11 protein-coding genes are annotated in these 13,701 nt (G+C 62.6%); 3 read left to right on the forward strand and 8 right to left on the reverse strand.

Going from position 1 to position 13,701, the window contains the following annotated elements; genetic code table 11:
- Positions 1-25 precede the first annotated feature (25 nt).
- The 3 genes from ACQ4W0_RS13860 (at position 26) to ACQ4W0_RS13870 (ending at position 4,735) form a co-directional block, all read left to right on the forward strand.
- Positions 26-730, forward strand: a complete 705-nt coding sequence (locus tag ACQ4W0_RS13860; protein WP_436577244.1) for an SMI1/KNR4 family protein — start codon at positions 26-28, stop codon at positions 728-730.
- 94 nt (positions 731-824) lie between these two features.
- A complete protein-coding gene (locus ACQ4W0_RS13865) occupies positions 825-2,474 on the forward strand; it encodes a VRR-NUC domain-containing protein (protein ID WP_436577245.1) in 1,650 nt (549 codons plus the stop codon).
- On the forward strand, positions 2,471-4,735 hold the full coding sequence (locus ACQ4W0_RS13870; protein WP_436577246.1) for an ATP-dependent DNA helicase: 2,265 nt from the start codon (positions 2,471-2,473) through the stop codon (positions 4,733-4,735). The genes ACQ4W0_RS13865 and ACQ4W0_RS13870 overlap by 4 nt, the downstream gene beginning before the upstream one ends.
- Here ACQ4W0_RS13870 and ACQ4W0_RS13875 read toward each other — a convergent pair.
- The 8 genes from ACQ4W0_RS13875 to phoR form a co-directional block, all read right to left on the reverse strand.
- Positions 4,724-5,452, reverse strand: coding sequence for a LytR/AlgR family response regulator transcription factor (locus tag ACQ4W0_RS13875; protein ID WP_436577354.1), 729 nt, complete (start codon positions 5,450-5,452; stop codon positions 4,724-4,726). The genes ACQ4W0_RS13870 and ACQ4W0_RS13875 overlap by 12 nt on opposite strands.
- 11 nt (positions 5,453-5,463) lie before the next feature.
- On the reverse strand, positions 5,464-6,540 hold the full coding sequence (locus ACQ4W0_RS13880; protein WP_436577247.1) for a sensor histidine kinase: 1,077 nt from the start codon (positions 6,538-6,540) through the stop codon (positions 5,464-5,466).
- 6 nt (positions 6,541-6,546) lie between these two features.
- Positions 6,547-7,362: a LiaI-LiaF-like domain-containing protein gene (locus ACQ4W0_RS13885; protein WP_436577248.1), complete on the reverse strand. Its 816-nt coding sequence runs from the start codon at positions 7,360-7,362 to the stop codon at positions 6,547-6,549.
- Entirely contained in the window at positions 7,352-7,735 is a 384-nt protein-coding gene (locus tag ACQ4W0_RS13890) for a LiaF transmembrane domain-containing protein (RefSeq protein ID WP_436577249.1), read from the reverse strand. The genes ACQ4W0_RS13885 and ACQ4W0_RS13890 overlap by 11 nt, the downstream gene beginning before the upstream one ends.
- A 380-nt stretch (positions 7,736-8,115) precedes the next feature.
- Positions 8,116-9,030 carry an NAD-dependent epimerase/dehydratase family protein gene (locus ACQ4W0_RS13895; protein WP_436577355.1) on the reverse strand — a complete coding sequence of 305 codons (915 nt, stop codon included), beginning with the start codon at positions 9,028-9,030 and terminating at the stop codon, positions 8,116-8,118.
- Positions 9,031-9,124: 94 nt separating this feature from the next.
- Entirely contained in the window at positions 9,125-11,071 is a 1,947-nt protein-coding gene (locus ACQ4W0_RS13900; protein WP_436577250.1) for a UvrD-helicase domain-containing protein, read from the reverse strand.
- A 39-nt stretch (positions 11,072-11,110) separates the two neighbouring features.
- A complete protein-coding gene (gene senA / locus ACQ4W0_RS13905; RefSeq protein ID WP_436577251.1) occupies positions 11,111-12,307 on the reverse strand; it encodes a selenoneine synthase SenA in 1,197 nt (398 codons plus the stop codon).
- A 67-nt stretch (positions 12,308-12,374) separates the two neighbouring features.
- Positions 12,375-13,691 (reverse strand): phosphate regulon sensor histidine kinase PhoR, encoded by a 1,317-nt coding sequence (phoR, locus tag ACQ4W0_RS13910; RefSeq protein WP_436577252.1) that lies wholly within the window; start codon positions 13,689-13,691, stop codon positions 12,375-12,377.
- Positions 13,692-13,701: the final 10 nt, after the last annotated feature.

Raw genomic sequence — 13,701 nt, forward strand, 5'->3', positions numbered from 1 at the left:
ATGAATCACGTTTAACAGGGCAAACATGACACTGTCAGAAATTGAACACGAACACGGCTTTACCTATCCCACTCTGTACCGGCAACTGGAGCGCGACGGCATGCTGGCCGTGGGCGAATATGGCCCCGACTGGTACAAGCTGGTCTATCCCACCTTGACAGACCGGCCCACCCTGTTGCTGCACGCGGACGATTTCGAATTGCTCAATATCAAGGCCGTTGCCGAAGCAGCGGAAACCTTGCTGGACGCGGACGATTACCGGCAGAACGACCCCGCCTTCCAGTTCATCCCGTTTGCGCAAACGGGCGCGGGCGATCACTACTGTTTTTTCGCGTCAGGCCAGCACGATGGCGAGCTGCCCATCGTGCTGCTGTGGCACGACCAGAATGAAGCCCAGTACCTGGCGAAAAATCTGCAAGATTTTATGTTTCACATGTTGTTGAACAGCATGGCCGACCAGGATACCTACAACGAGGTCAGCGACGCGGACTTCAAGGATCAACTGGCAAAAACCCTGGGCACGCATGCGCGCTACCTCTCGTCGGAACAGGCACAGGTCCTGTCCGCGCTGCTGGCCAGGGACATCGTCGATTACGAGGTAGTGCTGCCCAAAGGCAGAAAAGAGGCGCACCGGGGCTTGCTGACCGATATCGAACTGGCCAGCCTGCGCGAGGAATTCATTCCTTACGAAAAGTTCGACAGCTGTTTTGCCTACAGCACGGCTGGCTGAACATAAATCGCTGGGCAATCGGCGGATGAAGGTTTAAACTGTATATAAACACAGTAAAATCCATCACCTTGCAACTTGCCCTATTGTCATCCCCATGCTGAGAGTCCTGGAAAATCCCCTGTATTATCTGGATAATTTCCAGGATGTGCTGAGCTGGATAGGCGCCCGTTACGCCGATCTGCTGAGTCTTGAGGAAACACAGTTCATCGCCGGATTCGGCGCACTGCCGCAACCCTCGCGCGCGCTGTTCGTGCGCCTGGTCATGCGCAAAGGCTGTCTGTTTCGCGCCAGCAAGCTCAATTATCCGGAAATCGGCGACACGCGCGCGGCCGCCCTGCCCTTGCTGGCCACTGGCTGGGTGGTAGCCGATCCTGCCATCTCGCTCGATGCACTGTTCGAGCAATTGCTGAAAGGGGAAATCGTCCAGGCCTTCCGCCTCGCCGCACCCCTGAAGGCGGCGCGCAAGGCCGAGCAATTGGACGCCTTGCGCGAACAGCATGCGGACGAGAAACCATTTTCCGTATGGCATCCGGCCTGCACCGACGTGCTGTACCGCATCGGCCTGCAGCCCCTGTGCGACCGCCTACGCCTGATTTACTTTGGCAACTATCACCAGGACTGGTCGGAATTCGTGCTGTCCGACCTCGGTGTGTACCAGTATGAAAAAGTGGAATTCTCGCCGCAATCGCGCGGCTTTCGCACGCGCCAGGATATCGAGCACTACGAAGTGCTGCACCAGTGCCGCGAACGCTACAACGACAGCGCGCCGGCAGACGAAGTGCTGCAGGAACTGGCGGCGCTACCCTTGTCCCAGGACAATACCTGGCTGGCCAGCCGGCGCGACAAGCTGCGCTTCCAGATCGCCCAGCACCTGGAGAAATGCCAGGACTGGCCCGCCGCCTACCGCGCCTATGCCGATTGCCGCTATCCGGGCGCCCGGGGCCGCGCCATCCGCGTGCTGGAAAAAGATGAGCAGCCGCAAGCGGCCTACGAACGCCTGATGATCGCCCTGGCCGCGCCGGAAAGCGAAGCGGAACAGCAATTGCTGCTGCGCATGGCGCCCCGTTTGCGGCGCAAGCTGGGCCACGCAAAACAGGTGGCAAGCGCGGCGGCCAGCGTGGACCGCATCGACCTGCTGCTGCCGTATCCGGCGCAAGCGTGCTACGTGGAAGGCGTGGTGCAGCAGCACCTGATGCAGGATGACGCGCCCGTGTACTACGTGGAAAACACCCTGATCAACTCGCTGTTCGGCCTGCTGTGCTGGCCCGTCATTTTCAAAGCCATGCCGGGCGCCTTCTTCCACCCATTCCACCGTGGCCCGGCCGACTTGCACAGCGCCGACTTTTACCAGCGCCGCAGCCTGGACTTTGCCGCCTGCCTGGCGCAGCTGGACGACGGCAGCTATCAGGCAGCCATCCGCGCCACGCATGCCGCCAAGCATGGCATCGTCTCGCCCTTCGTCAGCTGGGACGTGCTGGACGGCGGCTTGCTGGATCTGGCGCTGGCTTGCATCCCCGCCGCCCACCTGAAAAAGGCGTTTGAACGCATCTTGCTCGATATCAAAAGCAACCGCAGCGGCCTGCCCGACCTGATCCAGTTCTGGCCGGCAGAGCAGCGCTACCGCATGATCGAAGTCAAGGGTCCGGGCGACCGCTTGCAAGACAACCAGCTGCGCTGGATCGCGTATTGCGCCGAACACGCCATGCCCGTCAGCGTGTGCTACCTGCAGTGGGAGGCCGCGTGAAGTACACGATCGCCGTACGCGCCCTGTGCGAATTCACCGCCAAGGTGGGCGACCTGGACTTGCGTTTTACCCCCTCGCCCACGGCGCAGGAAGGCATGGCAGGTCACGCTACCGTCACTGGCCGGCGCGACGACGATTACCAGCGCGAAATCAGCCTGTCCGGCGACTTCGGCCCCCTGCATGTGCGGGGCCGCGCCGATGGCTACGACCCGGCGCGGCGCCAGCTGGAAGAAATCAAGACTTATCGGGGCGACCTGGACGCCATGCCCGCCAACCACCGCCAGCTGCACTGGGCGCAGGCGCGCATCTACGGCCACTTGCTGTGCCAGCAACTGAACCTGCCCATGCTGCGCGTCGCGCTCGTGTATTTCGACATCGCAAGCCAGAAGGAAACCGTGATGCACGAGGAATACACGGCCGAGGCGCTGCGTCTGTTCTTCGAACAGCATTGCGCGCTGTTCCTTGACTGGGCCGAACAGGAAATGGCGCACCGGGCCAGCCGTGACGCGCAGCTCACCAGCATGGCCTTTCCCCATGCCGACTTTCGCCCGGGCCAGCGCCAGCTGGCCGAGGCCATGTACAAGGCCAGCAGCCGCGGCTGCGGCTTGCTGGCGCAGGCGCCCACGGGCATCGGCAAGACAGTGGGCAGCCTGTTTCCCATGTTGAAGGCCACGGCCGCGCATGGTCTCGATAAACTGTTTTTCCTGGCCGCCAAGGTGCCGGGCCGGCAAATGGCGCTCGACGCCTGCGCCATCCTCAAAAATAGCGCGCCCCTGCTGCCCCTGCGCGTGCTGGAACTGAGCGCCAAGACCAGCGCCTGCGAACATCCTGACAAGGCCTGTCATGGCGAATCATGCCCGCTGGCCAAGGGTTTTTACGATCGTTTGCCGCTGGCCCGTGAAGTCGCGTTGGCCAGCGGCTTGATTTTGGACAAGGAAGCCATACGCGCCATCGCCTTGCAGCAAGGTATCTGCCCCTACTACCTGGGCATGGAGCTGACGCGCTGGAGCGATGTCGTCATCGGCGACTACAATTATTACTTCGACCTCAGCGCCATGCTGTACGGCATGACCCTGGCCCACGACTGGAAAGTCAATGTGCTGGTCGACGAGGCGCACAATATGGTGTCGCGCGCGCGCAGCATGTATTCGGCCGAACTGGCACAGATCGATCTGAAGCTGCTGCGCAAGTTCGCGCCGGAAGCCTTGAAGAAACCGCTGGACCGCCTCGCGCGCCAGTGGACGGCCTTGCTGAAGGAACAGGATGGCGACTATCACGTGCATGCGGCCTTGCCGGACAAATTCTTTGGCGCCCTGCAAGGCGTGGCCACGGCCATCGGCGATTACCTGGCCGAACACGCGGCGGCGCTCGATGAAGACTTGCAGCGCTTTTATTTCGACGTACTGCTGATCAACCGCCTGGCAGAGAGTTTTGGCGAGCATTCGCTGTTCGACGTCAGCAAGACGAATACGGGACCCAGCGCTGGCTCCACCGTGTGCATCCGCAATATCGTTCCCGCGCCCTTTTTGAAAGAACGCTTCGCGGCCAGCCACAGCACGGCCCTGTTTTCCGCCACCCTGAGTCCGTGGAATTACTACAGCGACACCCTGGGCATGCCGGCCGACACGGCCTGGGTCGACGTGGAATCGCCGTTCCAGGCGGAACAATTGTCCGTACGCGTGGCCGACACCATTTCCACACGCTACCAGCACCGCGCCGCCTCGCTGCTACCCATCGCTCAGCTGATGGCGCGCCAGTACGCAGAAACGCCGGGCAACTACCTGGCCTTCTTCAGCAGTTTTGATTACATGGAAAAGACGGCCACCCTCTTCGCCCAGCACTACCCTGACGTGCCCCTCTGGCAGCAGCCGCGCCGCATGGATGATGGTGCGCGCGCGCAATTCCTGGGCCGCTTCGGCCTGGACACGCGCGGCATCGGCTTTGCCGTGCTGGGCGGCGCCTTCGGCGAAGGCATCGACTTGCCGGGCGCGCGCCTGATTGGCGCCTTCATCGCCACCCTGGGTTTGCCGCAGATCAATCCCGTCAACGAGCAGATCCGCCGGCGCATGGGCGACCTCTTCGGCGCCGGCTACGACTACACGTATTTGTATCCGGGCATGCAGAAGGTGGTGCAGGCGGCCGGCCGGGTCATCCGCACGCAGTCGGACAAGGGCGTCGTGTATCTGATCGACGACCGTTTTTCGCGGCCGGAAATCCGCCAGCTCTTGCCCACCTGGTGGGATGTGCAGCTAGCCAACTAATATCTTGAGTTTTTGATACCCCGCCTTGCTCACGGGTATCCTCGTGTCATCGCGCAGGATGGCCACGTGGCTGTCTTTGGTGGCCGCCTCGATGCGGCGGATGCCGTCGATATTGAGCAGATACGACCTGTGAACGCGCAGGAACTTGGCAGGATCGAGCTGGGTTTCCAGCTCCGACAGTCTCTGGCTTTTCAGGTAGGACTTGCCCTCGGAACGGATGCTGATGTAATCGTCCTGCGCCTCGATGTAATCGATCCTGGCGCTGGCGATCACATGGACCTTGGCACCATCGCGTATCAGCACGCGGTCCAGGGGCGCGGCGCGCGTGGCCGCCTCGCGCGCCACCGTCAGCACAGTCTCGGGCGTGCTGCGGTTGGCGCGCGCATGGGCCAGCGCCTGCTCGAAGCGCTGTTCGCTGAACGGTTTCAACAGATAGTCCAGGGCATGGCATTCGAACGCTTTCAAGGCGTATTGGTCGTAGGCCGTGACAAAGATCAAACGCGTCTTCGCGCCGATCAGCTCCGCCACCTCGAAGCCGTCCAGGCGCGGCATCTGGATGTCGAGAAACACCAGTTCCGGTTCCAGGTCCGCGATGGCCTTGACGGCTTCGAAGCCGTTGGCGCACTCGGCCACGATGTCGATATCGTCATGGCGCGCCAGGTATTCGCGCAGCACGCTACGTGCCAGCAATTCATCATCGACGATGGCCACCCGCATTTTTTCCTGCATCATGCCTCCTCCGTGTCGCCGGTCTGCGCCGGCATGGAAATCATCACTTCGAAATATCCATCGCGCCGGCCCCAGTGCACGCTGGCCTCGTGGCCATAGGCGCCGGCCAGGCGCTGGCGCACATTCTCCAGCCCAACGCCCTTGCCTCGGGCGGATCCTTGATCCGCATCAACGGGATTGCGTACGGTAATCTGCAGCAGGCTGCCCGCGCGCCGCACCTCGATATCGATCAGGCCGCCCTCCGTCAAGCCGCAGATACCGTGCTTGACGGCATTTTCTACCAACGGCTGTATCAGCATGGGCGGCAGCAAACACGCCTGCGCGGCAGTGTCGATGGCTACAGCCACTTGCAGGCGCGCGCCGAAACGCACCTGCTCGATGGCGAGAAAGTGGCGGATCAGCACCAGTTCCTGCTCCACGGTAATGTGCTTGTGCGCTTCCAGGCTCAGGCTCTGGCGGAAGAAATTGGCCAGCTGCACCGTCATCTGACGCGCGCCCGCCGCATCGATGGACGTCAAGGCACTGATGGAGTTCAGGCTGTTGAACAGAAAATGCGGATCGATCTGCGTGCGCAGCATGCGCAGTTGCGCTTCCTGCGCCATCAGCTGCGCTTCCAGGCCCCGCTGCTCGGCCATCCTGGCGCGCACGAATTCCAGCAACAGATAATGCATGGCGGCAGCCAGGCAATACAGCAGCACGCCTAGTCCGAAGAACAGGGCCAGCAGCGATTGCGTCAGGTTCACGCCCAGCCAGCGCAGCTCCGTCAACAGACTGACGCTGTTCAAAAATTGCAGCAGGGTGGCCCACAGCAAGCCGGCAAACAGGGCCGCCACGCCCATCACGCCGGCAATGGCGAGCGGATGGCGGGCGTGCAGGGGGTAAGCGCGGCACAGGTAAAACGCGGAAAAACCCGAACCGATCGCATACACGAGCGTGGCGGGCACCACCAGCAAGACGGCGTTGAGCCAGGGCGCATGGGCCACCCTGGCCAGGATGAAGGCCAGGGCTAGGCCCAGCGCCAGGCAGACCACCACCACGGCCACGGCGCCGCGCCGCTTAGACAAGGGCCCGGACATGCGCGCCTAGTTGCGGATTTCCAGGCCGCCCATGATGGCGTAGCCCGTCACGTACAAACGCTTGTTCTGGTTCGGCGGCACGATGGTCTTTTCTTCGAAGCCGCCCAGGATGGGCGTGCCTTGCAGCACCACGCTCCAGTCGGGCGGAATCTTGATGGTGACGCCACCGCACAGGGCAAACACATTGAGCACGGCCTCGCCTTCGATCGATGCCTGGCGCAAGTCGATTTCGCAGCCGGCCATGATGACATTGATATCGCCGCCCTTGAAGCGCTGCGACGACACACGCCGCACATAGCCGCCCAGGATGGCCGTCACTTCGATGATGCTGTCATCGTCCGCCTGCCCGTCTGCGCCGGCTGCTGCGGTGGCATCGGCGGCGTCCTTGTCCAGCGACACGGCGCCATTCCTGGCCTGACCGAAAGAATCAGGCGCTGCCGTGCTGTCTTGCTGTGCGGCGAAACGCCGGCGCCGCTGGCGTTGCTGCGCGCCGGGCAAGGACTTCGACACCACGGCCACGCCCAGGCCGATGATCAGCAAGGGCCACAGCAAGTCCCAGTTCAGGTAGAAGATGCCCATGTGCTTGAGAGTCCAGACCACGCCCAGCAGCACCAGCATGCCGCCCAGCAAATAGCCGTTCGCGCTGCGGCTTTGCGACAGTTTCAGCAAGCCAAACACGATCAGCGCCGTGGGCCAGAAGCGGAAGGTGTAGCGCACATTGATGAAACCGAGGTTATCGAGCAGGAACAGCAGCCCCAGGCCGATGACGATGACACCCAGCACGATCTGCGATGGCGAGTGCAGCGGCGGTTTATTTTTCATGCTCGGACTCCCGATAGGCAATAAAATGTTTGTTCAGCAGCGGTTCCAGCACCAGGCCCACGCCCCAGGCGATCAGCAAGGCCGGCCAGCTATTGTAGAAGGTCAAATTCCACAGTTCTTCGTACGACACATACCACCAGGCAGCGAAAAAGATCAGCCACAGGCCACTCAGCACCTGCTTGGCGGAGACGGGCGTGAGCAGCTTGTTGAGGCCAAAAACGACCAGTATCAGCGGCCAATAATGCCATAGTGCATAGTAATCGTGGAGATAGATCACATCGAGCCGGTCCAGCAGGACGACGGAGCCGATGGCGATCAGCAGCACGCCCCACAGCAGCTGGGTACGGCGGCAATAAGCAGGTTCAGGTTTCACGGTCACCCCTTGAAGTTGGTTGATCGTAAAGATACGCGGATTTCGGGCGCGCGAAAACACCGCTTCGGCGAATGGCGGACCGGCAGCGGTGAATGGCGCAGCGGCAGAAATAACAGACAAAAAAAGACCGGCTAGGCCGGCCTTGAAGGGGTTCGCAGTACACACCGCGACCTGGAGTTGCAGTGCACAGCCGCATGGCGCCAACGCGCCGGCAGCGGAAATCTGGTGCCGATCCTTGAGGCGACCGGCTGACCTGCTGGAAGATCGAACATGCCGCCAACTTCACGGCAGTGCGTCTCAACCAAGCAAAGCCATCATACTCCTGATCACCACATAGCACCGTTCGCTAGCGCACACAGATGCGGCTTTGCTGAGCTGCATCAAACGGCGATGGCGTGCGGTGTATTGAGCATGTCGTTCCTGATCCACTCCAGCACCGATGGCCCCTGCGGCTGCCAGCCCAGCAGGGTGCGCGCCCGGGGGCCGCGCACGCTGCTGTTGGAACCGAGGCCGTAGGAAGCCATCTCGTAGCCCCATTCGGCAATCGCCTCGGGCAGCGGCCAATCCTGCGCAGGCCCCAGCTGCAATGCCTGGGCGATGGCGGCCGTCATGTCGCGGAAGGCCGCTTCGCCCGACTCGACAAAGTAAAAGGTGCCAGCGGGCGACTTTTCCAGCGCCAGCAGATACAGGCTGACGACATCATCGATATGCACATTGGACCAGATATTGCGGCCCGGCCCCACGTGGCGCACGATGCCGCTCTTGCGCGCCTGCTTGAGCAAACGGGGCAATTGCACGCTGTCGCGCGGCAAGGCGCCGTGGCCGTAGATCAGGGTATTGCACAGCACGCTGGCACGCACGCCTTGCGCGGCGCTGGCCAGTACCAGCTCATCGATGGCGACCCGTGCCGCCTTGTCGGCCGTGGGCGCCGGCAGCTTGTCTTCGTCATAAATCTGTTGCGTGCCCTCGCCGCCCGAGGCGTCGCCCACGATGGACGAGCCGCTTGTATGCAGGAATACTTTGTTCGTGCCGGCCAGCGCTTCGAGGATGGCTTCGACGGCGCCCCGGTGGTCGCTGCTGGCCGCATTGATGACGGCATCGGCCGCCTTCGCCTGCTCGATGAGCAACTCGCGCTCGCTCAAGGTGCCGACGATACCGTGCACGCCAATGGTGGCCAGCTCGGCCACCTGCTCCGGTTTGCGCACCAGGCCCGTGACCTGATGACCGGCGCGCACGAGGCCCGCCGCGATGGAACTGCCGATGAAACCTGCTGCGCCTGTCAAAAATACTCGCATCATTACTCCTTTGTTGGTTCAGATTGCAATCAATCACACCAACAAAGTATGCCCGCTTTCGTCTTTCGCAAAAAGCAGCCACACAGCAAAAGATCTATGCCTTGGGCGCAACAATCTTGTTTTTCAGCTGCAGGGCGGCGATGTAGCGGCTCCGGTAGGCGGGGTCTTGCGGCGTCAGCAAGGTCAGCCTGTCGCGCGCACGCGTGGCGGCCACATAAAAACGGTTCTCTTCTTCCAGCGGATCAGTCTTGCTGCGCGGGAATTCATCGACGGCCAGGTAAGGCAGGATCACGTGGTTGTACTCGAGGCCCTTGATCTGGTCGATGCAGGCGATGACCAGCCTGGCCTTGCCGGTCGAGACCGTCACGGCCTCTTCCATCTCGCCCAGCCAGCCGGCAAAGCCGCCCAGCGCCACACCCGCTTCGCTGCACACGGCAATGAAGCCGTGCAGGGAACGGGCCACCACGCGCGCCTGGGCCGGGTCGACATAGATGCGGCGCGCCGTCTGTTCCAGCTGCATCAGGCCAAAGATGTGCTGCAGGGCGTCGCCCGCCAAAGCGTCGGGGGGTAGCGCACGCAGGTAGTCGACGGCGGCCAGGGTCAGCGCCGCCTTGTCCTGGTTGTGCGACTTGGCCAGCTGATTCGTCAAAAAGCCTTCCAGCAAGTCCGGGTAGTTGGCCACGTCGGCCTTGGCTTGCTGGAGCTCAGCGCGCGTAAACGGGATTTCCGCAAACGCCACCAGGGCTTCGAGGATCTCGCCGCGGCGCGGGCCGCTCTTGATCGCGTGCAAGTCCTTGCGGGCGATGGCGACCATGCCACGCAGCATCAACACTTCCAGACTCTGCAGATAGCTGTTCATGTCCACCAGGCCATACGCGATGCCGCTCTGGAACAGCGCCGTTTCCACGCGGATCGCCTGGTCGCGGTCGCGCAGCAAAATGGCCGTCGTGCCCGCATGCGCGTGTTCCAGCGCGGCGATCAGCTGGGCGCTGCACGCTTGCGGCTGTGCATGGTCATACTCGAGCACGTCGATGTGGGTGGCGCGCGACAGGGCCGACACGCTGGCCTTGTTTTTCAGCACGCCCACGGCCTGCGCCAGCTGCGGGCCATAGCGGTAGGATGCCGTCAGCGGCAAGCGCTGCAAGGCGGGGAACTCCTGCTCGAAGCGCTGGCGCAAAAAGCGGTGGTCGGCGCCCGACCACGTGTAGATCACTTGATCCTTGTCGCCGGCGCCGCAGAAAAACGCGTTGCCGCGGCGTATCAGCATGGTCAGCAGGCGGAACGACGCTTCGTTCAAGTCGTGCAATTCATCGGCCACGATGATCTGGAAGGCCGGCAATTGCTGGCGCAGCGGCTCGTCGCCGTCGAGCATGCGCACCAGGTCGTAGGTGGCGTCGAACGGTGCGCGGAACTGGATATCGCCCGTGTCGGCGCCGCGCAAGCCCTCGTATTCGCGCAGCCACAGATAATGCGTGCGCGACATGCCCAGCATTTCCAGATTGTCGTCCAGCGAGTTGCTCTCGAAGTCGGGATGCTGAAAATCCATGCGCGCCTTGGTGCGCAATTGCAATTTCAGGAATTCGGCAATCGCCCCGTTGGTCGTGTTGATTTCCAGCGGGTAACGGTCGGCATATTTCTCGGAGACCACTTCCAGTGCTTCCCAGGCCACGGGCCGCAGCTCTTCATCGTTGCGCATGGATGCTACCTGCATGTTTTCCAGCTGCAGCAGCACCTTGGCGGCAAAAGCGTCGAAGGTGTCGATGCTCAGGCGCTTGACGACGCCCAGCGGCACACCCACTTCCAGCAGGCGCTGGCGCAGGGCCACGCGCGCCGCCTCGGTAAACACGAGGGCCAGCATGCGTTCGGGCGCGCGGCCGCGGTGCAGCGCCTCGGCCAGACGCAGGGCCAGGGTCGTCGTCTTGGCCGCGCCGGCATTGGCGTCAATCAAGACCACTTTCTTTTGCGCCGTCTGGATGGCGACCTGCTCCGACGTGGGCGTGATGCGTTTGGGAATGAACTGCGGGGCGTTATCTGTACTCAAAAGTATTCCTGAAAAGGGTAACAGCTGGCTGTCTCGGACTTACCAGGCGCAGGTGCGCAGGCCGGCAAAGATGTCGCCGCGCTCGGGCGCGTGGAAGGCGCGCATGCGGGCCGAATGCAGGCGCGGCGGCGTGGCGAAGGCGGCGCCGCGCAGCACCTGCTGCTGCATGAAATACGGCGCTGAATACTCGCGCCAGGCATCGGGCGCAAAGCCCGGATACGGCTCGAACGGCGTCGCCGTCCACTCCCACACCTGGCCCCAGTGAAAGCGCGCATGGCCGGACAGCGCAGCATACTCCCATTCCGCCTCGGTCGCCAGGCGTCGCCCCGCCCAGGCGCAGTACGCTTGCGCTTCATACAGGTTGATGTGGCGCACGGCTTCATTTGGCGGCAAGGTCGTGCGCTGGCCGAAACGCATGGTGCGCCACTGCGTCGCTTCGCGCAACCAGTATAAAGGCGACGAGCGCTCCTGCTGCATCAGCCAGGCGCTGCCGGCCACGCTCCAGAACTGGCGGTTCTGGTAGCCGCCATCGGCGACGAAATCGGCAAACTGGGCGTTTGATACGGCGCAAGCATCGATGGAAAACGGCGGCACGTAGCAGCGATAAGGTGGAGATTCATTGTCGAAGGCAAACCCGGCCCCGCGCGGCGAGCCCAGTTCGATGGTGCCGCCAGGAAAAGCGATCTCCCCCGCCGCTGCTGGCAAGGCGGGACTGGCAGCCAGGGACTCCGGCGCTTCCAGGCCCAGCCATTGCAAGCCGGCCAGCATTTCTTCGCCACACAAGTCTTCATGCGCCAGCGCCAGCCGGTACGGCGCCAGGGCGGTGTCGACATTGGGCTCGCGCGACAGTTTATCCAGGACCCGGTCGAGCACTTCGTGGCAATACGTTTTCACGGCACCCGGGCTGGGCAGTTCCAGCTTCCAGCGCGCGCGGTGCTCGACCATGTTGGCGTCAAACAGATCGTCGCCGCGCGTCAGCAGGGAATTGTAGATGGCGTCGGCCGGATGGCTGGAAGCGGCTTCGCGCAGGATATACCACTCGGCGAACCAGGCGATATGCGCGAGTTGCCATAAGGGCGGATTGAGGCGCGGATGGCGGGGCAGGCCCGCCACCACGTCCAGCCCGGCACTGACATAACAGTCGAACAGGGACAGGGTGTCCTGGCGCGCAGCCTGCAGCGACTGGGCCAGTTGCTGCGCGCCGGCATGGCGAAAAGAGGCGTTGATTAAAGTCATGGCCTGATTGTAACGACTTATGCCAACATTGCACCAGCCGCCAGGGGGAACTATCGCCCCCTGCGGACTACTTGACCAGCAATTCGCTCTGCAGCGGCGTGACGACGGATTTGGGCATGCTGACGATGAAGCTGCTGCCCTTGTCGGCCACGGACTGGATGGCCAAAGTGCCCCCGTGGCGCAGCAGCACGTGCTTGACGATGGCCAGACCCAGGCCCGTCCCCTGGGTTTCGCGCGAACGGCTCTTGTCGACGCGGTAGAAACGTTCGGTCAGGCGCGAGATATGCTCTGGGCTGATGCCGATGCCCGTATCTTGCGCAATGAATTGCGGTCCGGCCGGGCCATCCTGCCAGCGCAGCGTGATGCTGCCACCGGCCGGCGTGTAGCGCACGGCGTTCGAAGCCAGGTTGCCGAAGGCGCTATACAGCTCGTCATAGCTGCCCAGCACATCGGGGCCGTTGCATTCCAACTTGATCTCGTGCTTGCCGGCCGACAAACCCTTGGCGTCGCGCAAAACCTGCTGCATGAGCTTTTTGACATCCACGGGCTCGGGACGCAGCGGATAGTCGACCGATTCCAGGCGCGACAGGGTCAGCATGTCCTCGATCAAATGCTGCATGCGGTGGCCCTGCTCCGTCATCAGCTTGAGGTGGGCGGCGCGCGTGGTGGCATCCAGGTCCAGCTCGGCTGAAGCGATTTCCAGGAAGCCCACGATGACCGTCAGCGGCGTGCGCAGTTCGTGCGAGGCATTGGCGATGAAGTCGCGGCGCATCATTTCGATGCGTTCCGTTTCCGTCACATCGTGCGTGACGAGGATCTGGCGGCGGTTTTCAAACGGAATGATCTGCACGATCAGCTTGCGGTTGCGGAAGGTAATCGTCAGCGGCTGGTCGTAGCGGCCCAGGATGATGTAATCCATGAATTCGGGGCTGCGGATCAGGTTAGTCACGCGCATGCCCTTGTCGCGCTCGTGCGTGAGGCCCAGGTGTTTCTCGGCGGCCGGATTGCACCATTCGAGGAACAGCACATCATCCATGATGACGACGCCGTCGGGCAGCAGATGCATGGCCTGGCGGAAACGCGCCAGCCATTCCGTCAGCTCGGCCTGGTTTTTCTCGTCATCGCGGCGCATGCGGTACAGGCGCGCGAAGATGCTGGTCCAGGCGCCCCAGCCGTCGGGCAGCTTGGCGCTTTGCGGATTGTCCAGCCAGTTACTCAGCTGGAACAGATACGACAGCTGCACGAACACCATCATGGCCATCAGCACGAAGGCGATGCCCAGCGCATACGTGGCGCCAAACAGATACCAGACGATGGCCACGCCCAGCAGCGCCAGCACCATGCGCAAGGCGGCCGGTACCCAGAACAGCAATTTCGGATTCATAAGAGACTGG

The sequence above is a fragment of the Janthinobacterium breve genome (assembly GCF_051380895.1).
In the GTDB taxonomy this organism is placed as follows: Bacteria; Pseudomonadota; Gammaproteobacteria; order Burkholderiales; family Burkholderiaceae_D; genus Janthinobacterium.

Coding starts and splice junctions, on each gene's coding strand:
- senA (WP_436577251.1), bottom strand. CDS start 12,307: ATGACTTTAATCAACGCCTCTTTTCGCCATGCCGGCGCGCAGCAACTG.
- ACQ4W0_RS13875 (WP_436577354.1), bottom strand. CDS start 5,452: ATGCGGGTGGCCATCGTCGATGATGAATTGCTGGCACGTAGCGTGCTG.
- ACQ4W0_RS13865 (WP_436577245.1), top strand. CDS start 825: ATGCTGAGAGTCCTGGAAAATCCCCTGTATTATCTGGATAATTTCCAG.
- ACQ4W0_RS13895 (WP_436577355.1), bottom strand. CDS start 9,030: ATGCGAGTATTTTTGACAGGCGCAGCAGGTTTCATCGGCAGTTCCATC.
- ACQ4W0_RS13860 (WP_436577244.1), top strand. CDS start 26: ATGACACTGTCAGAAATTGAACACGAACACGGCTTTACCTATCCCACT.
- ACQ4W0_RS13880 (WP_436577247.1), bottom strand. CDS start 6,540: ATGTCCGGGCCCTTGTCTAAGCGGCGCGGCGCCGTGGCCGTGGTGGTG.
- phoR (WP_436577252.1), bottom strand. CDS start 13,691: ATGAATCCGAAATTGCTGTTCTGGGTACCGGCCGCCTTGCGCATGGTG.
- ACQ4W0_RS13885 (WP_436577248.1), bottom strand. CDS start 7,362: ATGAAAAATAAACCGCCGCTGCACTCGCCATCGCAGATCGTGCTGGGT.